Source organism: Psychromonas sp. KJ10-10 (assembly GCF_047323245.1).
Taxonomy (GTDB): Bacteria; Pseudomonadota; Gammaproteobacteria; order Enterobacterales; family Psychromonadaceae; genus Psychromonas.
The window spans coordinates 2086017-2110632 of the sequence record NZ_CP178826.1 but is presented as its reverse complement, the minus strand read 5'-3'; the positions used below and the strand labels follow the sequence as shown (position 1 = coordinate 2110632).

Here is a 24616-nt window from a genome sequence, read left to right as displayed (position 1 = left end):
TATCTATTATTAATAGATAATTGCAATAATAGCCTAGCAAGTAAAACAATTATTATACCCATGCCACTTCAAGATGATTTGTCAGGCGAAACCTCGGATACCAGAGCAAGGCGCAAACAGCAAAAATCAACAGTAGATCATAACCAGCAACTCGTTTTTACATTTTAAATTCACCTTCAATATTAAATTATCGTATGATAATAACTCATAAGAGCTCAACTGATTCTAAACACACTAAATACTTAAGAAGCCATTATATGAAACCTCAAATGAAAATATGTTTAACAACGTTAACAACAATTATATTGGCACCCATTTCAAATACCGCCATTGCACATGATCATGCAGATATTACTAACCATGCTTTTTCATCATTAGAAATAAGTTGTGCTGAGCATGTTGCTAATTACAAATCCTCTGTTAAAGATATTAATAATGACGTCCCTTTTAATGGTTCACTAAGCATTTCTGTTAAAGATGGCCGATGCTATTTTCAGTCGAACTCAATACCAAACCACAATTTTAACGATGGAAAAAAGAGTTTTAGGAATGATGTTAGCGAACAAAGTTATGTAACAAGTGTAACGGCAACACCAAAATTTTCTGGAAGCAATACACCTCTTAGCCTTTCCTATGACAACGCGATTTTTCTTAATGGTGTAAAACTAGATTTGCTAGCGACAGACCTGTTACGGGGAAGGAAGAGAGCCTTTAGGCAAAGAAAAGATAGGTTGTCGAGACCTACCTAACGGACAAGAACACCCTTGGCGTTATGACCCATTATCACCTCTTAATGATTTTGGTACAGATACTCATGACGCACATGCACAACCTGACGGTTCATATCATTATCATGGTGGGCCAAAAGTACTGTTTGAACCTGATTGTGTCAGCAAACAAAAAGTATCCGCTGTGATTGGTTTTGCGACCGATGGTTTCCCGATTCATGGCGCTTGTTTTAATGATAATGGTAAAGTAAGAAAAGCCATTTCAAGCTATCAACTTAAAACCGGCAAGCGTCAAGATGTTGATGGTTTCCAAACGCCAATTACACCTAATATCGCTAGCGACAACTATGACGGCCAATTTCGTGGTGATTACCAATTCATAGAAAGCAAAGGTGATCTTGATATTTGTAATGGTATGACAGTTGATGGTCAGTACGGTTACTACGTCACTGAAACTTACCCTTGGGTACTTGGTTGCTTTAAGGAACCACCAGATATTTCTTTTGCAAAACGCAGACCTTAGTTTAAATAGTTTTGTTTAAATGAAGTACAGGGGTGTACTTCATTTAAATGCGAAGCAATCTAAAGAGTGGCAACAAAATAACCACAGTAAACCTTTGTTTCTACTAATGACATTAACTCACTAGCACTAGTTAAACTCGGCCACTTTTGTTTATTGTCTTCAACGGCTTCCTCACTAATCCAAGTTAGTCGCCAACAAACTTCTTCTTCATTCTTTGTATTTTGTAATATTTGGTAAGAAGTGATTACTTTTTCTTTTTCATTCATCTCACTAATAACCAATAAGCTCAGCTCTATGACCCTTGAGATATTTTCTTTAGCAACTTTATATATGGTTATTTCTGAACAGATACTCATGTAATGCCTATTAATGCCTTATTGGTAAAGAAACAAAAGCTAAAACATTATTGGTATATTCTACCATTATGTTTTAACCAACCATCGATATGATGGCCATTAGGATCTTTATGAGTCCAATGGACCACACCACCTTTATTATTCCACTCATACTCACCATAAAAATTAACTTGATCGCCTGTTGATAATGAGTCAATTCTTGGAGCTAAATCGATATTATGCGCAATTAATAATGTTTGCCCAGAGGATAAGCGTAGAATGAACTTTTGATGACGAGACCCTTTATTATCATCACGTAATAACTTGATAACCTTACCAATGCCATTTACTTGAACATCGCTTTGTTTGTTCCTATAAGCATTTTCAATTGTACTATCGCTAATATTATTAACGTTATTGGTAGTACTTTGTACTTTATGATCGATTAATGTTGCTGAATTATTTTGTTCTGTGGCCCACTGATAAAAAGAAACACCAATAAGCATTAATATTAAAAATTTTTTCATACTTTAAACTCTAATTTTTTATTAAAACACGTCATCTTCACTATAAACGCTCACTTCAAGTTCACCACTAACATTTTCATAAACCGATATCGTTATCGGCTTACAACATACTTGGCAATCTTCAATATATTGTTGTTGCGCATCAGAGGAATCAATTAAAATATCAATTGATTCACCACAATAAGGGCAGTCTATAGATTTCTCAGTTAATCGATTCACTTTACATACTTCCTTTTTAATTATTCTATTTTCAATCAGTAATTGATTAAATTATATTTTAAAAAACATTTCTGTTTAATTGTTGCTAGCTGTTACTCGCTATGGCAACTTTAACACCAAAGGCCATTAAAACACTGCCAACAACCTTTTCTATCTTTTGTTTATGAAGATTAAATTTATCAACCAATGATGGATGACTGAAGAACAAAGAAACCAAACTAAACCATAAAATATGTGCTGAAGATATTATTAATCCATATATCAATTGGACCCATATTGGCGTATTTGGGTTAACGACTTGAGTAAAAATACTAAGAAAAAACAAGGTCGTTTTAGGATTTAAAACATTAGTAATGAAACCCAGCTTTACGGCACTCAAAGGAGATAAGCGAACTTCTTTTACTTCATTTTTTAATTCTAAATCACTTTTTGAAGTAAAGGTTTTATAACCGATATAAATAAGGTAAGCGACACCTAAATACTTTATTAATGAAAATAATAGAATTGATTTTGAAATAATAATAGCTAACCCAGCGATTGAATAAGCAACGTGGATCCATATTGCTAAACCAATACCAAGAGAAGAATATAGCCCGCAACTTCTACCATAAAATAGACTATTGCGAGTGATCATAACAAAATCAGCACCAGGGCTAATCACCATAAATACAGCGATGATACTCACTGATATCAGTTCCGGTAAATAATTTAAAATATCCATTTTTAGCTTCTCTTAATCGATTCATGTGAATGCTGTACTTAAGTTGTTATTAACACGTTTGCTATGCAGAAGACTCGATATCAAGTATCGCTTGTACATTAATATCCTTTGCCCAAATGTCCCCTTTGGATTCTACTATTTCTATAGCAGTTAATTTCTCCCCTGTACACATTGTTGGACTAAGAGATTCCCCAGTAACAGGGTTATAGACGATGCCATGCATAGAGCACTTTAAATGAGTTTTTGATTCACTAAATACGGTATCTTTTTGACAGTTTAATTGAAATGGCATATGAACACATTGGTTTAAGTAGGAATAAATAACACCTTCGAATCGGAATAAAAATGCAGATCTAACATCCCCCATATATTCACAATTAAAATAATAATATTGTTTTTCTTTTAATTTAGCACTTTCAATAATAAATAGTGGCAGAGTTAATTCTTCTGAAAGCATAATGATATCCATAGGACTATTTACTTGAATTTTATGTCTTTCAAGCAATAGTGCTTAATTTTTAAAATCCGTTTATTAAAACACAGTAATTTACTTTTAATTGAGATTCAACAGATTATTACATGTCAACAAATGATTGATTATTTAATCAAGCAACAGGAAATGAGAGAATGATTTAAGAATACTGTTTATAAGCGTTCAATTTAAAAATATAGGGCTAGGCTGATTAACTATTCGTACCCCAGGAGCACCTAATTCATTCCAACGGAAAAGCGTTATATGCCATTTTTCTGGATTTTTACGTGAAGGATCTATTAAACCTATTTCTTTATTTTTTCTTAATAAATCTGATACCTGCCAGCTACTAGGTTCTCGGGCTTCATTAACTGCTGTTTGCCAATCTTGGCTAGTAAGGGTTCTGTAATGCTTATTATCAGCATGTCTCAAATCAACTAAAAAACATGGTTCAACTTCATAGGTTACAAGTACCAATGGCGTATCAATATTGTTAATGTATTTTTGCATGGCAACACAAGCAGATTCTTCATTCACAGCAAGATAAAGTGCATCTTGACCATGCCTGTTGTATCTTGCTTGAGGTCTTTTGGGAGAATTTCTCTGCAATGCAAGAGCTACTTGATCTGGGCTACAGATCCTGACAAAGGTACCTGATATTTTAGTGTACGAATTACTAAACATACAATTCCCCAATAAGGTGCCAGCAACTCGACACCTACCCTTATTAGCTTTTTAATACTCAGGGTCTGCTGACCTTTCAAGTTTATTTTTGCAACGAGTTGCTGACTTTTTATACAAGGCTGAGCTTATGATATGTGGTTGTTCCACATAAGTAAGCGAAAACGCAGTAGAAATAGTCAGCAAACGTTGCCCCCGGGTTCACTACAAAATTTAAACGGCAAAGATCAACAGCCCCTAGTTAAGGTCCACTGCGTATTTTTTTAATAGCTCCATTGGCACAATATCTAAGGCTTTAATGTGAGTCCTGGTAAGGTGAATTCTAGGCGCCATATTAGCTTTCTCAGCTTCTAACCAACGAGCAAGACACAAGCACCAACTATTACCAGGCTTTAAACCTTTAAAGTTAAATTCAGGGATAGGAGTAGATAAATCATTACCTTTAGCCTTTGAATATTCTAAAAACGCTTCGGTTACTTTGACACAGACAGTATGCGAACCAACATCGGCTTTATTGGTATTACACTTTCCATCGCGATAAAAACCAGTGACGGGGTTGTCACAACACATTTCTAATGCTTCTCCGAACACATTTATCGATTCATCCATTTCCATAATTCATTACCTTTTAATTTATCACTTGAAAATATACTAACAGCTTAATGTACAGCAAGTAATATGTTTATTTTGCTATATAAAATAACACGATATCGAATAAAAAACTAAATCAATAAATAACAAAAGATATTGTTTAACTATCCATCGTTTTAGCAACAATATGGATAAAACAATGATTTCCTATTGGCTATTCACTTTTCATTGTTCCTGCAGGGTGGATTTCATCATGCCTTTATTGACTGTGATATTGCAAAAAATATAGGCTCAAAATACTAAAAATTTTGCGCCTTATGGAGCTATTTCAAAATGAAAGACTTGCTATTTATTATCTTTTTTCTTCTTCACAAATAGAGCGAAGAAACTGCAAAAGTGCTGTGAAATCTTTTTCTTGAATAAATTTTACCTTTTCACTCAAAGGGATTGGCACAATCTCTAACAATCGAGCACATACCCATTGCGGGGATTCAAAATAAAATGATTTGTATAATTGATTGAATTCTTTATATTCATCAAACACTTCTTTTAATATCGAACTTAAAAATTCAGTGTCTGACAAATGCCGAATTTCTTTCTCACCTTGGCTATAACCTTGGCCATATTCAAATGACCAGTGTGCAAGGGTACTCATTTGCGCAGTTAATAAGCCATTGTTTTCACGCTTAACATTTCCAAGTTTCACTAAACGATCGGCTTGTACATCAATAATTAGGAGATTGTCGTCGCTTTTATCAAAATCAATAATTTGCACATGCGCCCCCATTGAGAAACCTGCGTAGGGCTATTCACCTCAGAGGGAGCAATAACAAAACCGTCTGTTTGTTGAGAATTAGCAACCATATCAATATATCTTTGTTCAAAAATACGCAACCGTTGCACACCACCACACAACATAAAAATAGGCAAAGGAAACACCGGTGTTTCACTCAGGCTTTGCTGATGTTTATCTGCAGGTTTAACTTTTAGATTTTCTTTGATCATAATACCTCCGAGCTATCTTAATCTTAATAACTTCAATAACTAATCACATAACAAAAAATGTATACGCAGATCTGAAAAAATAGATCATATTAAATTAATAATTTACAGCCATTAGGTTTATATAACAGCAAATCTCTTTATGCTTATATTTTTATCAATTTGAATTATTTTTAGTATTAAAGTAGATCTTTTCATCCATTAGCAACGTAAAAATTCCTAGATAACCTTTAGGAGTGACTATGGATACCTTAGCAATAGACTTAGCGCGATTTCAGTTCGCATTTACCGTGGCTTTTCATATTATTTTTCCTTCTTTTACCATCGGCCTGGCATCATACCTGGCTATTTTAGAAGGTCTCTGGCTAAAAACCCATAAGGAAAAATATATCCAGCTGTACAAATATTGGCTAAAAATATTTGCAATAAGTTTTGGTATGGGGGTCGTTAGTGGCATTGTTTTAAGTTACCAATTTGGTACTAACTGGAGTGTTTTCGCAGATAAGACAGGCCCAATTCTTGGACCATTAATGGGTTATGAAGTGCTTACAGCCTTCTTTTTAGAGGCTGGCTTTCTTGGTGTCATGCTTTTTGGAATGTCCCGCGTTGGTAAAAAGCTACATTTTGCTTCGACTTGTATCGTTGCTTTTGGCACGTTTTTATCTGCATTTTGGATCCTGTCTGTAAATAGCTGGATGCAAACACCCGCGGGTTATTCGATCAACGAAGTCGGACAATTTATACCAGAAGACTGGTTTGCTGTAGTCTTTAACCCTTCTTTTCCCTATCGCTTAGTGCATATGTTATTAGCTTCTTACCTGACGACTGCTTTTGTTGTTGGAGCTGTTGGTGCATACCATCTTATTAAAGCGCCCCACAACCCATTGGCAAAAACGATGTTTTCGATGGCATTATGGATGATCACTATTGTCACACCTTTGCAAATTATTGCCGGCGATTTTCATGGCTTAAACACCTTAGAGCATCAACCTGCAAAAGTGGCGGCGATGGAAGGACACTATGAATCGCATCAAGGGGCGCCACTTATTCTGTTTGGCATACCCGATGATGATGCTAAACAAATGAACTATGAAGTGTCTATCCCTAAGCTAGGTAGTCTTATTCTTACTCATGATATTAACGGCGAGCTTAAAGGGCTTGATGCTTTTCCAGAAACAGATCATCCACCTGTCTCGATTGTATTCTGGAGTTTTCGAATCATGGTTGGTATTGGCTTTGCCATGCTAGCGATAGGCTTATTTAGCTTATGGCTACGTAAACAAGGAAAATTATACCAGCCAACCCTATTTCACCGACTATGCATTGCCTTCGGTCCTGCCGGCTTTATTGCTATATTGGCGGGTTGGATAACTACCGAGGTTGGCCGACAACCTTTTACTGTGTATGGATTACTTCGCACTGCGGACTCGGCATCACCAATTGATGTCAGTGCAGTAAGTATCTCTTTAGTCGCCTTTATTGTTGTTTATTTTTGTGTGTTTGGTGCCGGCTTTTATTATCTGCTCAGACTAATGCGCAAGTCACCGACTCGCTACGAAGAATCCTTAGATCCGCGTCTTCCCGAAGGTGAAGATGTGCCAGCGACTATTCACCCGAACCGATTAACAGAGAGGTAACAATTATGGATTATGCACTTATTTGGTATGGAATAATTGGTTTAGCGGTGTTGATTTATGTGGTCCTTGATGGCTTTGACTTAGGCATTGGTATGCTGTTCCCCAATGCAAAGAGTGAAGCTGAGCGTGACCTCATGATGAACAGCATTGCACCGGTTTGGGATGGTAATGAAACCTGGTTAGTGCTTGGCGGTGGCGGTTTATTTGCCGTGTTCCCTCTCGCCTATGCCGTGGTTATGCCAGCGCTTTATGCCCCCTTGATTATCATGTTATTAGGTTTAGTGTTACGCGGGGTTTCCTTTGAATACCGCTTTAGAACCAAACGCGGAAAATTTATCTGGGATATCTCATTTTTCCTCGGCTCATTAAGCGCAAGCAGCAATGCAGGGCATTATGCTTGGCGCAATGCTACAAGGCATTGAAATTTCTGGACGAAGTTATGCCGGTGGTTGGTTCGACTGGTTGACCCCTTTCACCCTGTTTTGTGGACTAGCCACAGTTTGCGCCTATGTATTGCTTGGTGCCTGCTGGTTAATCATAAAACTGCCAGAAGAACTCGCTAGTCGCTACTATACCATTGCTAAACGCTGGGCATTAGCATTAGTGATGACTATTCTGGTGGTCAGTGCGTGGTTACCGTTGCACAACCCAATCGTATCAGAGCGTTGGTTTAGTTTTCCAAACTCAGTACTTTATTATGCATTACCAATACTCGCTGTTTTCTGTAGCTGGCAACTATTTAGCTCCCTTAAGCTTCATCGAGGCGTGCGAGCTTATCTGTTTGCGATGGGGCTATTTCTGGTCTCAGCAATGGGATTTGCAGTGAGCACATTTCCTTTCTTGGTGCCATTTGCATTAACCTATCAGCAAGTCACTTGCACCTGATTCCAGCTTGAAGTTTTTACTTGTTGGTACCGTCGTTCTGCTACCCATGATCATTACCTACAGCGCTTATGCTTATTGGGTGTTCAGAGGAAAACTAAACCATGATGAGGGGTACCATTAATGAAACCTACCACTAGAAAATGGGCATGGTTTATTGCCATTTGGTTAGGCAGTGTTCTAGCCCTGACTATTTTTGCTTATTTACTGCGTTTTATTATTAACTAATACTGAGCACATAACCTAGGTTTTGATAAACCAAAGGTTGCTGTTATGTGCATCTATTTATACCTTTAATCATCTACCAATTAACTGCTATTGGTAGATGATTCACTTTTAGGTACTCATTGCCTTTTGTATACACCAGCTATTTGGTCTTCAATTTGTTATTTACTTTAAAATTCTGTAATTTATTCTCAAAGCATATTAATCCTTGCTTAAAGAAAGTATTTGTTCAAAAAACCAAATTTCCAAGGAAGGTTACATTTGCAAAATACAGTCGATAGAGTGATTAAAGTTCACCCCAACTCAAAACGTAATGCGCGGACATTTATATGGTTTGGATGTATATTAATATTTATTTTTTGGCTTATCAGTTTATTTCTTTGGCAGTCCTTTAAAATAGAATTGATTTTACTTATATCTGCCAGTTTAATGCTGGTTTTCGTTGGTTCCCTTAAACATTTCGAGCCTGAAACAAGCTTTTTCATCACCCCAGAAATGATTGTATATTGTCACCTTAACGGAAAATGGAAACTGCCTTGGCAAGATATTATTCGTTTTGGAGAAATTAAAGCGAATGTCCGAGGAGAGCATACACAATTACCTTACCTCGGAATCAAACTAAATAATTTAGATCATATCGCCAAAAGCATCTCACCAAGACTAGCGAACAAGTTAATTCACGAACAACAAGAGTTACTCGTTTTAGCAATTGTTAATAAAGAGATTAGTAGTGAAGATGACTTGATTAATTTTGAACCATATAAGTTAAATGAAGTGATATATAAAGGCCCAATCGTGACTCTGGTTGCATCGTAGTGAACAACTCGCCAAAGCATATGGTTATCACCTCTATTTGCCAGAGAGCAGTTTGGATCGAGATTTAAACCATTTTTTAGAATTATTAAAAAGTGCCATAACTACGTCATTATGCATGGACCTTCTTAATATTTTTATCAATCAATAATCCAATTTTTGGATTTTGCAGTAGCGAGTTTATTACCATCTTTATCTTCAACGATAGCTTCAAAAAATAATTGTCGTTTCTTTTGACTAATAAATTTTGCAATCACGTAAATATACTCAAGATCAGGTGTGACAGCTTGCCCATATTTGATTTCCATCGTGCGCGTAAAGTTAGCAGGCGAAACTAGAATACTTAATCCACCAATCGTCTCATCAATGGCAGCTGGTTATTATTCCCCCTGCATATTCCCATAAGGGTTTAGTTGCTCTTTTAATATCGGAAACCTATTTACTAATACCTTATTTTCTAGATCATAATTAATAAATTCTCCTTTCATTGCCTCAAACACAGGATCAGGAACATTAATTTCGTCGGTACGTCCTTTAAAATTAGCTTCTAATATAGCGATAAGCTCTTTGGGGACCTTATTTTTATCGATCATATACTATTTCCAATGAGGCCTAATTAGGTTATAAAATCGCTCTTTCAGCCTGAATATTTAAAATAAAAAACCACATTAATTCACATTTACTTGAGATTCAAATAGATTGTGTGATTTTCAATAAATGATTGATTAAGGATCCGCTTCAAAATTACTTGCGCTTTAGTTTCAAAAGAGGCGGTCATTTCAGGCTTTTTGAAAATAATTTAGCGCAAGTTATTGTGTAACGATGATTTATTTCAATTGTAAAGGTGCATATGAGGATAAATAGGTGAAGATGTCAAACTGAACTTATTGCACTACTTTTTTTACATATTTAAGCATTTTTTTATAATGTTTATGTGTCCACTTATTTGCACCAAGCTTTATTGCAATAGCACAAGGTAATATATAGAGCCAATATAAGGTAGCATAAACTCTGCTCGGTTCTTTGTGTTCATTTATAGCAGTCACTAAAGATGGCGCAATCTTATAATATTCATTAACTTGCATCGCGCCGATATCACTTTTTACCAGGTAATTATCTCTAAAATAACGTAATTTGGTGAGTTCCCAGCAATTGTCATTTAACCCTAAGTTAGTGCACACTGCAGTTGTTATAAAGCATTCTGGCGTTTCACACTCAAACTCTCTCTCGTTTTTGTTGCTTCTTAATCAAGGGTGAACTTTCGTTTATTAAACTTGGAATCGCTTTGGTATTTAAAGCAATATTTGCAATAATCTCATTATCTAACTGGATAGAAACATTGAGAGCTTCTTTATGCGAAGACATTAATTCATCAAGTTCATTCGACGAATCAAAGAAAATATCAACAGAGCTCAGGTCACTATGCATAAAGGTTACGTCTTTGGTTAATGGTACAAAGCCTTTTCTGTCTAATACAAGCTTTAGTTTGGCCTCATCAAAAGCCGTGTTTTCATCAATAGTAGCGTCTTTCGCTAATGTTTTATAGAAATCACCATCGGATTCCAAGTATTGGTATCCTTTGTAAACAAACTCAGTAGGCACTTGGACTTCAACAAAGAATGATCTAGATTCTTGATATATAGTGACAAAAAAATTCTTTCTGAAATTGCTAAAATTTATAAAACTTGAATCAGCATAGTAAAATTCTTTAGAATCTGGGATGAATTTAATTTCTGATATTGACCATTCTGCTCGCCAGCCACCTTTTGTCAAGGTCCCCGTTTCACAGGAAGGTAAGTCTAAGTCTTCTGTCTTGGCAAACGTATAGTTAGAGAAGAGTGCACCAGAAACCAGCCCTCCTAACTGTTTCAAAGCTTTACGACGAGCATGATTATTTTCCATAATAACGTATCCTTTGTTTAAAACTTGTACTTGGTTTTTAACATTTATTCAATAATAAATATAGGTATTTAGTTCTGACATAAGGTAATCTCCCATACTTAAAACAGGAAGTTATGAGGGCCAGCCATTGATACTTCTTGGTTGAGAAAACACCTAAAGAAACTGCATACAAGCTTAACCGGAACTAACTAATGGGTGACCCTATTGCTGTGTTCTGACTTCTTAATAATCATCAAAACATATCACTATGCTCTTAGTCCAATTCGACAATTATTAAGATCTCCCGAGGTAAGGCGTTGCTCTTTCCTATGGCTATGTCTGATTTACAATGACACACTTCCTATCGAGTTAACGGGCTTATCTATATAGTGTTAGGTTACCCAAGTTGTCATCGCCTACTATCAGATTTCTGTTCGTCACAGCCATATTTTGCCATTTTCTTCTTTCAGATTTCACCTCACGGTGAACAACCTTGCATAGGCTAACAGCTCTCTCAATTGAGACCGTAGAAGACTGTCACTTCCTAGAACAACGCAATGCTCGGCGCGCACACCCAGATAAGGTGTCGGCTGAGCGACACCTATCCTTGTTTGTTAGCAGTACTTTAGCCACGTTTGACTTTTACTAGGATAGCGATAAATGCTATAGCTAAAACATCAATTGAAATAAACTGCTCTGCTAAGACTCCAGTGTATTCTTGTAGTGAAAAACCAGGAGAAAACTTAGCTGTCACGCCAAAAACAAATTCAGGGATATTATTAAACTTAATGTAAGCACCACCTAGGCCAGAATAGTTTAAGAATACTGAACCGATAGCAAAACTAGGCACTTGCAATGCCTGATTGAGGATTGAAAGCCAATAAAATTTTGTATTTTCTTTTACAAGCGTGTACCCAGCAATAATATTTAATGCAATTAAAGGTACAGCAATAACTGTAGAAAGAAGTGATGTAGAACCATTGATTAAAGCCATTAATAAGTAAATCCCTATTAACGCACCTCCCAGCAACTGTAAGTAGCCCAACACTTTTATTTTATGCTCAGCAAAAGAAAACGCTTCATCCTCTAATTTCTGGTAATACTCTGCGACCTCATGCTCTCTACTTTTAAACTCAGCTATAAATGCCGGATAGTTTTCTGTATCTGGACTGATACTTCTTTTAACATCTAATAACTCACCGATAGAGTATTTTGTATAATCGATTGTGCTCATAACATTCCTTGTACTGCTAGCGCTCATATTAACAGGCTAAAAATAATGGGCTAAAATACGAGCGGAGCGAGATAGCCCACTGTTTTTAGTCCTTGTTGAATTGTCTTGTTAAATGGCAAACTCATCTGGATAGTTTTCTTCCAAATATTCTTTTGGAGGATAGTCAATATCAATAATATGTTCTGGCTTAAAACATAGTTTAGAACCTCGCCGCAAAGCTCCTATTTCTGACTTTACACAATCAACATCGCTATCCAAAACACCAAAATAAAAGTTTTTATTTGAGTTTAAAACAATAACCCACATCCTTTCACATTCTTGGTAGATCTCTCCATTATTATCCTCACTTTCAATAATAAAAAGGAGTTTTACAGCCGCACCTTTATCAACATTATTCCTAATACTTTCATCAGGTATCCAAAAGCTTTGTGGATTTAGCTTATGTCTTATTACACCTGATTCGAGTTTCCAAGAATTTTTATCTAGTGTAGCTAATTCAGGACTTTTCATAACTCTCCGAACAATGCCAGCCCATTTAACGCCGTTTTAAGCGACTAAAAATAGTTGGCTACAATTTGTGAGGAACGAACAAAGCCAACTGTTTTTTGTCCGATTTTAAAACTCTTGTTATATGTTGTTGTATATATCATGCAACATTTCATTAGTTTCATCATTTAACCTCGTGGAGCGGTGGATTAACTGTAAACCATTCTCCTCACCACCATTACTAATGGATCTGACTCCATCTATTACGCAAAGAAAGCCAAAAACAGATTCATCAACAGCTTCGCTAATAATGGAACGTAGCATTACTTTATCTTGCTCAGATAAGGCGTTGTACCATTGAGAAACGCTTCATCATTTCCTCGTTAGGCTTTCTGCCAGGAGGACTCTGTAGGTTCTCCATAGTATCTTCGACAGCAGAGTCAGAAACGACTTCTTTAATTAAACTTACAAATTCTGATTTATTCACGATACCCCGAAAACATATAACGAGGCTGTAGAATTTCTCATTTTCAGCCTGATTATTTAAAATAAAAACCACATTATTTCATATTTAGTTGAGATTCAAATAGATTATTCGATTTTCAATAAATGATTGATTAATTTGAGTTGTATGATCGTTTATGGATCTAACTAATGGGTGACCCTAATGGCACTCCTTGGTTGAGAAAACACCCAAGGAAATTTGCATACAAGCTTGAGCGGAACTAACTGATGGGTGATCCTATTGTTTTTTATATGCGACCAACTCCATTTACTTTAATATTGAGCCAAAGTTTTTGCCACCGTTCTACTTTTTCTTGTGCTTTTAGCTTTTTAGGAGAAACAATAGTAGGATTTTGGAGTAGAGAAAAATCAGACAATAATGGAGAGTTTAAAGCCCCAACAAGTTTATCTTCTAGCTGTAGCGAAGATGCAATTACGGACTTACAACTGCTACATGTAATAAAGCTTGCTTGGTTAGAGCCTTGTTTCAGAATTTTTAGAGGAAACGCGCTTTCTATTTCTAACTCTCCCTCAGGATGAGATAGGTAAGAAATATTTCGAGAAACGCAGAAGTCACAATCGCATGCTCGTGGGCTAAATTTATCTAATGTTTCAGGAAGGCTAATTTTTACCTTAGTTTGTCCACAAGTACATTTACCGAAGTTTGAGAACACCGCTAAACCCTCCATGAGTATATAAGTAGGCTGTAGAATTTTTCATTTTCAGCCTGATTATTTAAAATAAAGACCACACTAATTCATATTTAGTTGAGATTCCAATAGATTATTCGGTTTTCAATAAATGATTGATTAAGGATCGGCTTCAAAATTACTTGCGCTTTAGTTTCAAAAGAGGCGGTCATTTCAGGCTTTTTGAAAATAATTTAGCGCAAGTTATTGTGTAACGATGACTAATTTGAGTTGTCTGATCGTTTAGGGACTAACTAAGGGTGACCCTATTGGTGTGCTATTGGGTGATGAATTGCTTGTTAGCAATAACTTACGCCAATGCCTGCCTCATTTTACGACCACCAACAGGAATTAAACCGTTTTTTTGGTAAAAATTTAGTGTGCGCTCAAACTCTGGTAAAGGCGGTGTACATAACTCAATACATGACCAATTATGCTTTTTCCCATAATCTTGAACTTGCTCAATTAACATTGAGCCAACACCGGAAGCTCTGAATTCAGGAGAAACATAAAACTCTTGGATTATGCCTATTTTTCCACCAGCATATAATGCATATGTTTCTGCCATAGTAACGACAGCAATTGGATTATTTTTATAAACGCCAATAATTGCCGAATAGTGGCCGTCAGTAATTAATTCGTTACATCTTTGAATTGTTCCATTAAGATCAATATCAAAATGCTGTGCTTTTGTTAACTCACAAATCTCAGTTGTAAGTTCTACAACTAAAGAACCTATTATTTCAGAATCCTTAATTGTTGCTACTCTAAAGTTGATTTCCATGCATACTCTTGATTATTGCTAACGCCACGTTAATCGGCAATAAAACTGGGCGGTATTTTTGCGTATTTTTTGCAAAAATGACGAACTGTTTTAGTGTCCGATTTAAACGCCCTTGTTAGGCTTGCTCACCAGTAATTTGTTTTACAAAATTAGCATGAAAGCTTATCAGTTCCATACCATCGATTGCTTTTATTGAAGCATTACTACCTTCAACAGTGCAAAACGGAGGATAGGCAAATAACAACTTACCATTCTCAAGTTTTACATCCTCGGGTAAATCCAATCTTTCAATAGGATCTTCATCAACCCAAGACAAAAACTCCTCCCAAGTACAATTATATTCTTCAATGTCTCCTGTTTCTGCCTTCAGCTTAATCACTAAATTATTTCGAATCAAGAATTGATCACCAAAGCAGTCTTGAGCAATTGGGTAGTCTTCATTACTTATAGAGCTATACAATTTGTATAAAGCTAGCTCACCATTTAAGAAAGTATTGATATTTAGCAAAGGCTCTTCTGCATCGTGGGAACGAATCTGTAAACCACCCGAATATAGTATTTCCATTAATGCCTCGATTTGTAAGTCTAACGCCTGCAACAACGGCGCATAAGTTGGCGTTGTTTTTGCGTTTTTTTGTTTTCGCAAAAACGATGACAACTGTTTATGCGTCCGATTGATTGCACTTGTTATAAGACATTTTTACTAAATACCAAAACAAACAAAATAACAAACAAAATAACAAACAAAACAATGTTGCTAATTTGGAACCATAAAAACCATTTACGAGCCAAACGATACCTTTGCGACAATATTGGATGAACTTCTAATTGTTTGCTTCCCTTAAATAAAATTATGTTCCCTCGCATATACCCTGGCACATCAAACATATTTGATGTATTGAGCTGTGCTAAATCTTTCCACAATTCCCTATCTTTTTCCTTTAGCTCTTGAAATAGCAAAGTCATATGACGCCCCATCTTCATACCTGAGCTGGCGAAATTTATTAGTATTAATAAAATTAACGTTACGTCCATTTTATGCCTTATAACGCCAAAATCAGCGGCGAGTTTACGAGTCCACTGCATTTTCTTGTTCAATGATTTTCATGCGATGGGAGACTTCTTTCTCTAACCCCATCATTTTCATTTGCATATCTTGTTGCTTCATCGATGAATTTTCTAGGTTATGTCTAACTTGTGCATATTCTTCAGAAAGTGCCGAATATCGCTTCATTATTGGCTCATATTCTGGATTATCTATGTCTTCTCTTAATAGGTGATCCTTATGATGTCGCATGTCATTCCGCATTGACTCTAGCTCATGCATACAGCTGCTGAAGCATATGACGTTCTGCTTCATGTGCCATCATTCTATGCTTACTGTGATCCAACTCTTGGAATAGATGGTTCATTTCCATTTTTCGTCTTTTTAAGTACTCCATCTCTCTCATGCGTTTGTGAGCAAGCTTATCTCGTCGCTTCACCTCCCTTATCTCTTCAACCACTTCTTCACTGACTTGTTCGTCTAGATTCTCTCTCGCCAGCTCTAGAAAACGGTCAGCTTGATACATATGGAACGTATTTTTTGCCCTATCCTTAAACTCCTTTACTAGCTCAGGGCGCGGGCCTACAGTTTTTCCTTTGAATTTTTCCCACCAATCTTCTTTTTTATCATCAGTGACTAATACGACGCCTTTTCCTGATTCGATTGCCTTATCAATTACCTGAGACCAAACTATAAGGTCACCGTACTTTCTGCACTTCTCAACAAAAACCTCACTATCACCAGATTTGGATCCGTCTTTGAAACCTGGGGGTATTTTTTGTTTATACCTCTCTTCACCTTCCAAAATAAGCTCTTCAAGCTTATCTTTTTCGAAAGGTGAACCGACCCTGTTTTCAAAAATAGATGCTATAGCATCTTTGATCTCATCGTTCGATATTCGAGCAGTATGAACAGATTTATTATTCTTTAATTCCTCACAAAGCTCTTCAAATACTCGACTTACTTTACCCATTGTGCGTGAGCTAACAAAAGGATGTTGTCGAGCATTTTCTAGATCGCTTCTCAAAGAATTAATCGATTTTGTAGTGTCATCATATGATTTTTCTTGTTGATCTATTACAGACAAACGATTGTTAAAATATTCTTCTGTCGCCCTATGTGGTAGCCATACTCTGTTTTTAATCTTCTCTAAAATACGAAGAAATTCACTTCTTGTCGTATCTGAGTATCGATACAAATTTAATAAGATATTTGCATCAAACACGAACAGTGACGTATCCCATACTTCTCTAAGATGCCGCTCACTTTCTTTGAAGTGGCCGGGGAACAGATCCTTCATACAATATCCTTCATTGAACGAGGCTGTAGAATTTCTCATTTTCAGCCTGATTAATTAAAATAAAAACCACATTAATTCATATTTAGTTGAGATTCCAATAGATTATTCGATTTTCAATAAATGATTGATTAATTTGAGTTGTAAAAGTGTTTATGAGGCTAAATAGGCTGGATTATTGCGGTTTAAGGGCTTAACCCTTGGGTTAATGTAAACTATTCCTTAATTTCTCAATGTTATGAACAAGGCAATACATCTGCCACTGGGTATTCACTTTCTCTTGACCGCGCAGTGTGAATTTATTCATGCCTTTATTCACAGTAATATTACCAAACACAGGCTCAATAGCACCGAGTCGTTTACTGTATTCACGTCTGCCAGGGCTACTATCTATTTTCACTCGCATTCTATCGGTATAAGAAATGCTCTTCGTTGTTTTGCCTGTTTCAAATTGCACTTGCCGACCTTGTTTAGTGGGCGCTTTTCGCATGCATTGCTTTTGTAATGGGCAAACACGGCAATCTTTTAAATAACCAGAGAACCGAACATATTGCCGACCGGCGGTTTCAACATTTTTAACACTTAACCACATCTCTTTTCCTGCTGGACAGTGGCATTCATTTTTCTTTTTATCAAAGTAAAAGTCTTTGCTATTAAACAATCTCGCCCGGCCTTTACTGCGTTTCAATCGTCGTTTTTCTTGCTCTGTATGATAGGTTTCGCTCTCTTTAAATAATGGATTCCGGCTTCTAAATGCAGTATCGGCAATGTAAGCATCGAGCCCTGTTGTCGCCATAAACTCAAGGTTCACTTCACTATGAAAACCGCTATCAGCAGTAAACTTTGCTTCACACAAAGCATCAGGTGTACCAAGTTCAGTCAGTTGTTTTTTTAAATCTTCGATAGCGGGTTTTAACGTTTGTTGCTCTCCCACACTTCCCCAAACTTGGGCCTGCATAATCACTTGGTGCTTATCATCGTTAATGGCTATGCCGTTATAGCCTTGAATCGTCCCTTTACTGGTCGTCATTTTGGCGCTGTCTGGATCGGTAATATTACTTTTCACAGGCTTTCTCTGACTACCTAGCTTTTCTTCATTGGTCGCTAAAAATTCTTTGATTTTATCTGCACTTTTATCAAGTTTAGCCTGCTGTTTTAAATCATGTGCAACTTCATCTTCACTCAAACTATCTTGTGCTTGATGACGAGCTAATATGCGTTGGCTCGCTCGACGTAACTTAGCTTGTTTGCGTTCAAGTTCATCAAATGTACCACTCCATTCTTTACTGGCATTCGATCTGATTTTACATCCGTCAATCGCAAACATGTTACGGCCTATCAAACCTTCGCGGTCACATATCATTAATACTTGAGTAAAAAGTGGTTCGATTTGATCTTTCATTTTAGCAACGAAGCTAGCAATGGAAGTGTAATGAGGTTGTACATCGCCCGATAAACTCATAAAGGTAATATTTTTTTCACAAGCTTCAGCAATACGGCGACTCCCCACTAATCCTCTAGAATACGCAAACAGTATAATTTTTAACATAACAGAAGGAGGATAAGCAACTGCACCGCATCGATCATTTTTATAGAAGCTATCAAAGGAGGATAAATCAAGGTGCTTATCAACGATATGAGAAAGCGCGTATTCAAAGGTACCGGGGATAATTTGCTGTGCAAAATCAATCGGAATGAATTTACTTTGGCAGGATAAGTCAGGTTTATAGTTGGCCATCACATTTAACTCTGAGCGAATAATAACTATTAGATCACAGTCGATCACCGCATTCAAGTTCATTTTTCGTACAATGTCGACAAAATTAAAAAAGAGCGATAAACGCTCTTTTGGGAGAAATTCTACAGCCTCAACGCCTCGTTAAGCGGATAAAAATGGTTGGTTAAAATCGCGAAGCGATAACCAACTGTTTTTATTCCGTTTAAACGACTTGTTATGCATTTCTAAAATCCTTAACATGTTGAATCATTGGAGGATAAAAACTCACAACCTCTCCTCTTTTACTTTGTTCAAGCTCTTCACTTGTAAGAAGTGAATCTATTACTTCTTTAACTTCCTTTTTATCTAGCTCAAAGACAGGTGAATACCTTAACTTCAATTTTTCTTTGTTGTCGATTGGTGTTGGATCATGATATTCATCGCCTATTTTCACCCAAGCATGTTCTACAGGTGAACTTTCAGTCTTAGATGTAAAATATAACCATCCTAGGACATATTTATCGACGTTTTGCTTACTATGAAGTGCTTTCATTGCATTTGCAAAACAATAGTTTCTTTCGCCAAAACCACTTATATTTAACTCTTTAATAAGTGGCTCACATCTTTCTGCCATTCTATTCTTCTTTAAATATGACTTTAGGTAATATTTAAGATTCATTTATAACGCCTTAATGCATAACAGTTTTATACACAACCAAGTGACGTAATATCCCTGTTGTATATCTCAGTTAATAAAAACATCACCATAGCTAAAAACATAAATTAAATCAATAAACTATAAACACTATACATATAATTGTGAAATGAATATTACGTCACTGTGTTGTATATTTAGATTTTTTAAATAAACCTAATTTACTGTTTAATAGATGAAATCAACCTACTCACTTGATTTTCCAACATCAAAGTACTTTTGTTAGTTTCCAGTAAAGACATCAATGTAACATCATTGCTTATTTTATTAAGTTAAACAGCCATAAAACTGCTAATAAAATGGTCTACTTTTTGGGATCATATCAAGCTCGAAGCTAATAGCTAGAAAGCTTCACTCAATAACGGTAAAACAACTCCATGCAAAAAGCTTTGCCCTTGCTTTGTGAACAAAAGGAACAAAGCAACTACATTTAAAAATACTGTAAATCGATAAGTGCTGATAAATTCATTTTTGCTGGTTTTATGGCGTAGTATTTTTTGTGCGAATAATGCACCGGGCCAGCCACCGATTAAGGATAAGCTGTGTAAGGTGGCTTCGGGGGTTCTCCAACGATCACTTTGAGTCGCATATTTGTCTTTTGCGTATACAAGAATCGTTATCAAGCTAATGATCAAATATGCGAAACCAATATAAACAGGTATCTTAGCTTTAAAAACAGCCAATGTTAGACCGATGCAAAAGCAAACTGTTAGTAACAAGCCTAATATATTATTTTTAGGTTTAGAGTTTTTGTGGCTATTATTTGTTACATGTCTCTGGCGAACTTTATTATATTCACTGGCAAAATTGATATTATTCGCTTTATAGCGATTATTATTTTCTTTAACCAGTTCATAAATAATAACATCACCGTTTTCAGGTCTTCGTGAACGTGTATTAAAGGCTTTGATATGAACAAATGCACGCACTCCGCCATCATTTGGCTGTACAAAACCAAAACCTTTATCATCATTCCAATTATTAATTTTTCCCTGAAGTTTAGCCACTTTATATCCCTAAAAGTATCTCTGACCAATATTAAGTCATATCAGGTAAGTTGTTTACAACATAAGCACGCCTTCTGACAAACCACCATAAGGTACCGCCCGTTGCGCCGATCATAAACTGAATAGTACCTAAGTTTTCAATCAAGGTATCAGGGTTAAGCGATACTAATAACACTCCGATTGAGCCACAAATCATGCCTAAAAACTGGATGATAGCAACGGCTGAACCCGTGTCTTTATCCTGTTGGTTTAACATTAAATTAGTACCAGGAATACGGATAGAGATCACGGCAAGCGTCGCAGGTGCTCGCTAAAAATGCAAAAACCCATGGAGATAAGTAACCTATGCTATAGGTTAAAATGCCACAGGCAGTTAATAACGCAAAACAACTGCTTATGATTGTCTCAATAGATATTTTTTGCGAAAGTTTAATATAAAGACGCGGGCCAAAGGATGCAAAAAAAGCATTAAATGCAAAGGCATAACTAAACTCTTGCTCTGTTAAGCCAAATCCATTGATATAAATATATGACCCTGCTCCAAGAAAAGCTAACAATGCCATCGGGATAATTGAAAAAATACATAACAAGCTAACAAAGTTAGGGTTTCTTACCACGACGGTTAAGCGTCCCCAGGATTTTATCATTGAATCAGAGTGGCGTTCGACTAAGGTTTCTTCATATAAAATCGCCAATATACCCGCAAAAGCACCAAAGATAGCCAGTACAATAAAGATCATTGGCCATGATGCAATTTTAAGTAAAAAGGCACCTAAAACCGGTGCAATCATCGGTGCAATGATCACTAATGACATGATAGTTGCCATTATTTTCTCTCTTTCTCGGCCATCATACAGATCTTTTACAATCGCTGTCGCTACCACAGTTACCGCACTACCACCAAAGGCTTGAATGATTCGGTAAAAAATTAAGTGCTCAATATTAGTTGCAAATGCACAAAAAATGCTGGCAATTGAATACACAACAATACCTAATAATAAGATAGGTTTGCGCCCATATTTATCACTTAAAGGCCCCCAGAATAATAAACCAAAGGCATACACCACAAAATATAAACTAAGTGTTAGATTAACCATGGTTTGATTGGTATTAAAAACTTCCATCATTTGTGGCAATGCGGGCAGGTATAAATCCATTGTAAAAGGCGGAAAAGCACTGATGATAACCAAAAAGAACAACATGCCTCTTTGACCTAATATACTTTGTGTTTGTTTCATTATTTATTATTTCCTACAGGGTGATTCTGGATCACCTTTTATTTAAAATTTTGATTAATGCGTTCTAATAAAACCATTAAAGAAGCTGACTCTTGTTCTGAAAATCCCGTCAACATATCACCAAGCACCTCTAACTCCACTTCATCTAATCGTTTTAGTAGTTTTTCACCTTTATCGCTCAGGTTTAGCAATACGCAACGTTTATCCTCAGGACTTTCTTGCTTAATAATTAAATCCTGGCGTAATAACCGCGCCACGATCCGGGCTATTTGTGCTTTGTCTTTGTTCATTATCTCCACTAGCATTTGCTGTGAAGCACCACTGCATTTAAATATATTTTGCATTGCAATATGTTCAAGTGGTGAAAAATCAACCTGTTGACGTTTCACTTCCGCATGCATATTACATCTAATATTCATATGAATAGCGCGTAATGCGTGGTTAATACGCTGATAATTTGTCACAGTTTCCTCCAATAAAAATACAACCAGTTTAAATACCGTTGACTTAGTCAACTAAAATAGCAATATTTGTTGACTCTATCAACTATTATTTATTGCTAACATTCATTTTTATTGAAGACGCTACTGATGCAATCACGTACAATCACATTTCAATAAACAAACTGAGAAATAAAATGGATAATAAACAACAATTGAATGCATTTTTACAGGCGGTCAAACCCACACAAACACTTTGGGCAACTGCAAGATAAAGAAAGCGAAGATTGGGTTGTACTTGACTCATTACAGTTTGAAGAAACCGATGTAATGCCGTTATGGTCAAGCAAAGCATTAGCAGAAGTTCATTGCGTTGACGAATGGCAAGATTATGTTGCTAGCGAAATTACCCTAGCAGATTGGTTTGAATTTTGGGTTGATGATTTATTAGCAGATCATGTTGTAATTGGCCTTAACTGGGGTGACCAAGCCGGTGATGCAGAAGTCGACCTTGCAGAGCTGACGCAAGCGTTAACCGAAATAGAAGCACTATAATTCAAATTTAAAATAAGCTTAACCTGAGTGATTATTTATGATGAGACGTTAAGCTTAAACAAATATTCAAGTGCTCAATTAAAAAATTAAATAATGAGAAATCATCTTCACTAATTTTTTCATTATTCTTAAACCTTTGTGCACTTATAATACCAACCACTTTGCCTCCTATTTTTACCGTGGCAAAACAAATAACACCAGTCACAATTAATTGCTGTAGCTCCTGTGACATCAAATGACACCACTCTTCATCTTTACAATCATTAACTAATACTGCTCTATCAATATCAATGACATGGCTGACAATATTGATACAATTTTTAAACGGTAATTTGCGATGGAATGTTTCAGCCTGACCTTTTTTATTATAGGTGCTACGCGATTCTACAACCCCATATTGCTTGTTAACAATCCAAAAAGATGCTCTATCAAAGCCAATTACTTGGGTGATTTTTTGTAATGTAAAACTAAGAAAAGCATTAATATCTTTGCTTGAATAGGTCATTTGACTCAGGCTTTGTATACATTCTAAAACCGCCCTTTCTTTACTTATTCCAAAAAATTGGTTGCTTTCAATTAACTCTGTAAAGGAAGCTTTATCGGGTAATACTTTAATATGTTTTTCTAAAACTGATGCGCCATAACTACTTAATAGATTTGTTGCAAGTGAACGTGTTTCTTCTATTTCAGACTCTAGGTTGATGACATCAATATTCATAATACGACTGACACGTTTTAAAATATTATCAAACTCAGATTTACTGTCAGGAGGTTTAGAAATCGCATCACTTAATTCATTTGCTAAAAAAATTGATTGGATCTCAACGGAACGACTTTCTGGTTTATCTTGAGACTTAACCATTAAATCATTTAACTTCCATGCTTCAACAAGACCCGCACTTAACTCACTAAAATGAAAACCTAATTCTGCTTCGCATTTTTTTGAAATTTAGCCTCGGGCAAATAAAAATAATGGCATAACAAATTAGATTCTTTACTGGGCATACTCCAAAATGCAGTTTCACCAATATGGTAGAGCATCGATGCTATATAGACTTCTTCCTGTGTATCATCAGCATGACGTGGCAACATCATTTTTGATAACAAACCGGCATAGAATGCATTTGCCATCAGTTTTGTTAAGCGATGATGAATAATAGGTGTTAAGTTTTTGTTCGCCAATAAACGGTCTAAAATTTTAGCCGTCATGCAAACATTTTTTACTGTTTGAATACCTAAAATAGTAGCGAGCACGAGAAATGGTGTTGACTCTGCTACCAGCACTGCGTGGCATATTATTAACAACTTTTAATATGCTTGCTGATAAAGCTTGATCATGCAAAATCGCTTTACTGAGTGAAGGTATTGAAGATATATCATCATTTGAAAACTTATCTAAGGTGCAGGCAACCGAAGTAATCGCTGGTAATTCTTGTTGTGATAGAATTTCAATCCATTGTTTTAGCGACTTTTTCTTTTTTCGGGCATCTATTTTTCCAAGAAGGTTAATTATATTAACCATAGCACCAAAACAAATAAAAGCAGTAACAACTTTGCTTACCTCTTCACACAATACACAAACTTAATGCTCGTAGTAATTCTATTATTCAAGTTTTGCTAAACACTTGAGCAAAGATTAGAATATGGCAATTTATTTCCTATTAAGAA

General features: G+C 36.0%; 42 protein-coding genes and 1 pseudogene. 10 read left to right on the top strand and 33 right to left on the bottom strand.

The genetic code is table 11. The annotated features are described in order from the left end of the window. Positions 1-257 precede the first annotated feature (257 nt). Together ACLKMH_RS12235 and ACLKMH_RS12230 are read left to right on the top strand one after the other, a co-directional pair. Positions 258-749: a hypothetical protein gene (locus ACLKMH_RS12235; RefSeq protein ID WP_413702181.1), complete on the top strand. Its 492-nt coding sequence runs from the start codon at positions 258-260 to the stop codon at positions 747-749. Beyond that, on the top strand, positions 727-1251 hold the full coding sequence (locus ACLKMH_RS12230) for a YHYH protein (RefSeq protein WP_413702329.1): 525 nt from the start codon (positions 727-729) through the stop codon (positions 1249-1251). The genes ACLKMH_RS12235 and ACLKMH_RS12230 overlap by 23 nt, the downstream gene beginning before the upstream one ends. 59 nt (positions 1252-1310) lie before the next feature. Here the strand turns inward: ACLKMH_RS12230 and ACLKMH_RS12225 are convergent, their stop codons facing one another. The 9 genes from ACLKMH_RS12225 to ACLKMH_RS12185 all read right to left on the bottom strand — a co-directional run bounded on the left by ACLKMH_RS12225 (position 1311) and on the right by ACLKMH_RS12185 (position 5802). Next, positions 1311-1607, bottom strand: a complete 297-nt coding sequence (locus tag ACLKMH_RS12225) for a hypothetical protein (RefSeq protein WP_413702180.1) — start codon at positions 1605-1607, stop codon at positions 1311-1313. 47 nt (positions 1608-1654) lie between these two features. Then, positions 1655-2113 (bottom strand): DUF3465 domain-containing protein, encoded by a 459-nt coding sequence (locus ACLKMH_RS12220; protein ID WP_413702179.1) that lies wholly within the window; start codon positions 2111-2113, stop codon positions 1655-1657. 21 nt (positions 2114-2134) lie between these two features. Continuing rightward, complete coding sequence (locus ACLKMH_RS12215) at positions 2135-2332, bottom strand: CPXCG motif-containing cysteine-rich protein (RefSeq protein WP_413702178.1); 198 nt, start codon at positions 2330-2332, stop codon at positions 2135-2137. Between the two features lie 85 nt (positions 2333-2417). Continuing rightward, positions 2418-3053 carry a LysE family transporter gene (locus tag ACLKMH_RS12210; protein WP_413702177.1) on the bottom strand — a complete coding sequence of 212 codons (636 nt, stop codon included), beginning with the start codon at positions 3051-3053 and terminating at the stop codon, positions 2418-2420. 61 nt (positions 3054-3114) lie between these two features. After that, positions 3115-3510, bottom strand: a complete 396-nt coding sequence (locus ACLKMH_RS12205; protein WP_413702176.1) for a Rieske (2Fe-2S) protein — start codon at positions 3508-3510, stop codon at positions 3115-3117. Between the two features lie 198 nt (positions 3511-3708). Continuing rightward, on the bottom strand, positions 3709-4209 hold the full coding sequence (locus ACLKMH_RS12200; RefSeq protein ID WP_413702175.1) for an RES family NAD+ phosphorylase: 501 nt from the start codon (positions 4207-4209) through the stop codon (positions 3709-3711). 234 nt (positions 4210-4443) lie between these two features. Beyond that, a complete protein-coding gene (locus ACLKMH_RS12195) occupies positions 4444-4821 on the bottom strand; it encodes a DUF2237 family protein (protein WP_413702174.1) in 378 nt (125 codons plus the stop codon). 328 nt (positions 4822-5149) lie between these two features. Continuing rightward, a complete protein-coding gene (locus ACLKMH_RS12190; protein ID WP_413702173.1) occupies positions 5150-5572 on the bottom strand; it encodes a hypothetical protein in 423 nt (140 codons plus the stop codon). After that, positions 5530-5802, bottom strand: a complete 273-nt coding sequence (locus ACLKMH_RS12185) for a hypothetical protein (protein ID WP_413702172.1) — start codon at positions 5800-5802, stop codon at positions 5530-5532. Before ACLKMH_RS12185 ends, ACLKMH_RS12190 begins: the two co-directional genes overlap by 43 nt. A gap of 239 nt (positions 5803-6041) precedes the next feature. Between ACLKMH_RS12185 and ACLKMH_RS12180 the strand changes: the two genes are divergently transcribed. The 6 genes from ACLKMH_RS12180 to ACLKMH_RS12155 all read left to right on the top strand — a co-directional run bounded on the left by ACLKMH_RS12180 (position 6042) and on the right by ACLKMH_RS12155 (position 9507). Next, entirely contained in the window at positions 6042-7436 is a 1395-nt protein-coding gene (locus tag ACLKMH_RS12180) for a cytochrome ubiquinol oxidase subunit I (RefSeq protein WP_413702171.1), read from the top strand. A 5-nt stretch (positions 7437-7441) separates the two neighbouring features. Next, a complete protein-coding gene (cydB, locus tag ACLKMH_RS12175) occupies positions 7442-7858 on the top strand; it encodes a cytochrome d ubiquinol oxidase subunit II (protein WP_413702170.1) in 417 nt (138 codons plus the stop codon). Continuing rightward, the gene (locus ACLKMH_RS12170; RefSeq protein ID WP_413702169.1) at positions 7830-8321 is read left to right on the top strand and encodes a cytochrome d ubiquinol oxidase subunit II; all 492 of its coding nucleotides are present in this window, start codon (positions 7830-7832) and stop codon (positions 8319-8321) included. Before cydB ends, ACLKMH_RS12170 begins: the two co-directional genes overlap by 29 nt. A gap of 120 nt (positions 8322-8441) precedes the next feature. Then, the gene (locus ACLKMH_RS12165) at positions 8442-8546 is read left to right on the top strand and encodes a DUF2474 family protein (protein ID WP_413702168.1); all 105 of its coding nucleotides are present in this window, start codon (positions 8442-8444) and stop codon (positions 8544-8546) included. 426 nt (positions 8547-8972) lie between these two features. Then, positions 8973-9359 carry a DUF2982 domain-containing protein gene (locus ACLKMH_RS12160; RefSeq protein WP_413702167.1) on the top strand — a complete coding sequence of 129 codons (387 nt, stop codon included), beginning with the start codon at positions 8973-8975 and terminating at the stop codon, positions 9357-9359. Continuing rightward, positions 9349-9507, top strand: coding sequence for a DUF2982 domain-containing protein (locus ACLKMH_RS12155; RefSeq protein WP_413702166.1), 159 nt, complete (start codon positions 9349-9351; stop codon positions 9505-9507). Before ACLKMH_RS12160 ends, ACLKMH_RS12155 begins: the two co-directional genes overlap by 11 nt. Here ACLKMH_RS12155 and ACLKMH_RS12150 read toward each other — a convergent pair. From ACLKMH_RS12150 to ACLKMH_RS12080, 15 genes are all read right to left on the bottom strand, one after another. Further along, complete coding sequence (locus ACLKMH_RS12150) at positions 9497-9664, bottom strand: hypothetical protein (protein WP_413702165.1); 168 nt, start codon at positions 9662-9664, stop codon at positions 9497-9499. The genes ACLKMH_RS12155 and ACLKMH_RS12150 overlap by 11 nt on opposite strands. Before the next feature lie 72 nt (positions 9665-9736). Beyond that, positions 9737-9949, bottom strand: a complete 213-nt coding sequence (locus ACLKMH_RS12145; protein ID WP_413702164.1) for a hypothetical protein — start codon at positions 9947-9949, stop codon at positions 9737-9739. Between the two features lie 291 nt (positions 9950-10240). Beyond that, positions 10241-10549, bottom strand: a complete 309-nt coding sequence (locus ACLKMH_RS12140; RefSeq protein WP_413702328.1) for a CFI-box-CTERM domain-containing protein — start codon at positions 10547-10549, stop codon at positions 10241-10243. Between the two features lie 22 nt (positions 10550-10571). After that, entirely contained in the window at positions 10572-11258 is a 687-nt protein-coding gene (locus ACLKMH_RS12135) for a hypothetical protein (RefSeq protein WP_413702163.1), read from the bottom strand. A gap of 604 nt (positions 11259-11862) precedes the next feature. Further along, the gene (locus ACLKMH_RS12130; protein WP_413702162.1) at positions 11863-12471 is read right to left on the bottom strand and encodes a hypothetical protein; all 609 of its coding nucleotides are present in this window, start codon (positions 12469-12471) and stop codon (positions 11863-11865) included. A 108-nt stretch (positions 12472-12579) separates the two neighbouring features. Then, positions 12580-12981: a hypothetical protein gene (locus tag ACLKMH_RS12125; RefSeq protein ID WP_413702161.1), complete on the bottom strand. Its 402-nt coding sequence runs from the start codon at positions 12979-12981 to the stop codon at positions 12580-12582. Between the two features lie 117 nt (positions 12982-13098). Further along, the gene (locus ACLKMH_RS12120; RefSeq protein WP_413702160.1) at positions 13099-13281 is read right to left on the bottom strand and encodes a hypothetical protein; all 183 of its coding nucleotides are present in this window, start codon (positions 13279-13281) and stop codon (positions 13099-13101) included. A 13-nt stretch (positions 13282-13294) separates the two neighbouring features. Beyond that, positions 13295-13444 carry a hypothetical protein gene (locus ACLKMH_RS12115; protein WP_413702159.1) on the bottom strand — a complete coding sequence of 50 codons (150 nt, stop codon included), beginning with the start codon at positions 13442-13444 and terminating at the stop codon, positions 13295-13297. A gap of 265 nt (positions 13445-13709) precedes the next feature. Continuing rightward, positions 13710-14135 carry a hypothetical protein gene (locus ACLKMH_RS12110; protein WP_413702158.1) on the bottom strand — a complete coding sequence of 142 codons (426 nt, stop codon included), beginning with the start codon at positions 14133-14135 and terminating at the stop codon, positions 13710-13712. A 325-nt stretch (positions 14136-14460) separates the two neighbouring features. Beyond that, positions 14461-14934: a GNAT family N-acetyltransferase gene (locus tag ACLKMH_RS12105; RefSeq protein ID WP_413702157.1), complete on the bottom strand. Its 474-nt coding sequence runs from the start codon at positions 14932-14934 to the stop codon at positions 14461-14463. Positions 14935-15049: 115 nt separating this feature from the next. Continuing rightward, positions 15050-15580 (bottom strand): hypothetical protein, encoded by a 531-nt coding sequence (locus tag ACLKMH_RS12100; RefSeq protein WP_413702156.1) that lies wholly within the window; start codon positions 15578-15580, stop codon positions 15050-15052. Between the two features lie 41 nt (positions 15581-15621). After that, a complete protein-coding gene (locus ACLKMH_RS12095) occupies positions 15622-16020 on the bottom strand; it encodes a hypothetical protein (RefSeq protein ID WP_413702155.1) in 399 nt (132 codons plus the stop codon). After that, positions 16004-16231 (bottom strand): hypothetical protein, encoded by a 228-nt coding sequence (locus ACLKMH_RS12090; RefSeq protein ID WP_413702154.1) that lies wholly within the window; start codon positions 16229-16231, stop codon positions 16004-16006. The genes ACLKMH_RS12095 and ACLKMH_RS12090 overlap by 17 nt, the downstream gene beginning before the upstream one ends. A 22-nt stretch (positions 16232-16253) precedes the next feature. Then, positions 16254-17279, bottom strand: coding sequence for a PIN-like domain-containing protein (locus ACLKMH_RS12085; protein ID WP_413702153.1), 1026 nt, complete (start codon positions 17277-17279; stop codon positions 16254-16256). Positions 17280-17481: 202 nt separating this feature from the next. Beyond that, positions 17482-18462 (bottom strand): transposase, encoded by a 981-nt coding sequence (locus ACLKMH_RS12080; RefSeq protein WP_413702327.1) that lies wholly within the window; start codon positions 18460-18462, stop codon positions 17482-17484. Between ACLKMH_RS12080 and ACLKMH_RS12075 the strand changes: the two genes are divergently transcribed. Next, positions 18441-18518 (top strand): hypothetical protein, encoded by a 78-nt coding sequence (locus ACLKMH_RS12075; protein ID WP_413702326.1) that lies wholly within the window; start codon positions 18441-18443, stop codon positions 18516-18518. The two genes, ACLKMH_RS12080 and ACLKMH_RS12075, sit on opposite strands and share 22 nt — an antisense overlap. Before the next feature lie 136 nt (positions 18519-18654). Here the strand turns inward: ACLKMH_RS12075 and ACLKMH_RS12070 are convergent. The 6 genes and pseudogenes from ACLKMH_RS12070 to ACLKMH_RS12045 form a co-directional block, all read right to left on the bottom strand. Further along, positions 18655-19014, bottom strand: a pseudogene (locus ACLKMH_RS12070) (transposase); the annotation flags it as partial. A gap of 214 nt (positions 19015-19228) precedes the next feature. Then, on the bottom strand, positions 19229-19672 hold the full coding sequence (locus tag ACLKMH_RS12065) for a hypothetical protein (protein ID WP_413702152.1): 444 nt from the start codon (positions 19670-19672) through the stop codon (positions 19229-19231). Positions 19673-20049: 377 nt separating this feature from the next. Beyond that, the gene (locus ACLKMH_RS12060; protein WP_413702151.1) at positions 20050-20715 is read right to left on the bottom strand and encodes a DUF1294 domain-containing protein; all 666 of its coding nucleotides are present in this window, start codon (positions 20713-20715) and stop codon (positions 20050-20052) included. Between the two features lie 31 nt (positions 20716-20746). Then, positions 20747-20971 (bottom strand): hypothetical protein, encoded by a 225-nt coding sequence (locus tag ACLKMH_RS12055; RefSeq protein WP_413702150.1) that lies wholly within the window; start codon positions 20969-20971, stop codon positions 20747-20749. 4 nt (positions 20972-20975) lie between these two features. Continuing rightward, entirely contained in the window at positions 20976-21953 is a 978-nt protein-coding gene (locus ACLKMH_RS12050; RefSeq protein WP_413702149.1) for a Bcr/CflA family efflux MFS transporter, read from the bottom strand. A 38-nt stretch (positions 21954-21991) separates the two neighbouring features. After that, positions 21992-22417 carry a MarR family winged helix-turn-helix transcriptional regulator gene (locus ACLKMH_RS12045; protein WP_413702148.1) on the bottom strand — a complete coding sequence of 142 codons (426 nt, stop codon included), beginning with the start codon at positions 22415-22417 and terminating at the stop codon, positions 21992-21994. A 195-nt stretch (positions 22418-22612) separates the two neighbouring features. Between ACLKMH_RS12045 and ACLKMH_RS12040 the strand changes: the two genes are divergently transcribed. Further along, positions 22613-22948: a DUF2750 domain-containing protein gene (locus ACLKMH_RS12040; RefSeq protein ID WP_413702147.1), complete on the top strand. Its 336-nt coding sequence runs from the start codon at positions 22613-22615 to the stop codon at positions 22946-22948. Between the two features lie 31 nt (positions 22949-22979). Here the strand turns inward: ACLKMH_RS12040 and ACLKMH_RS12035 are convergent, their stop codons facing one another. The 3 genes from ACLKMH_RS12035 to ACLKMH_RS12025 are packed head-to-tail and all read right to left on the bottom strand — an operon-like array spanning position 22980 to position 24470. After that, complete coding sequence (locus ACLKMH_RS12035) at positions 22980-23810, bottom strand: GAF domain-containing protein (protein WP_413702146.1); 831 nt, start codon at positions 23808-23810, stop codon at positions 22980-22982. Between the two features lie 59 nt (positions 23811-23869). After that, entirely contained in the window at positions 23870-24157 is a 288-nt protein-coding gene (locus ACLKMH_RS12030) for a hypothetical protein (RefSeq protein WP_413702145.1), read from the bottom strand. Continuing rightward, positions 24147-24470, bottom strand: coding sequence for an HDOD domain-containing protein (locus ACLKMH_RS12025; RefSeq protein ID WP_413702144.1), 324 nt, complete (start codon positions 24468-24470; stop codon positions 24147-24149). Before ACLKMH_RS12025 ends, ACLKMH_RS12030 begins: the two co-directional genes overlap by 11 nt. Positions 24471-24616: the final 146 nt, after the last annotated feature.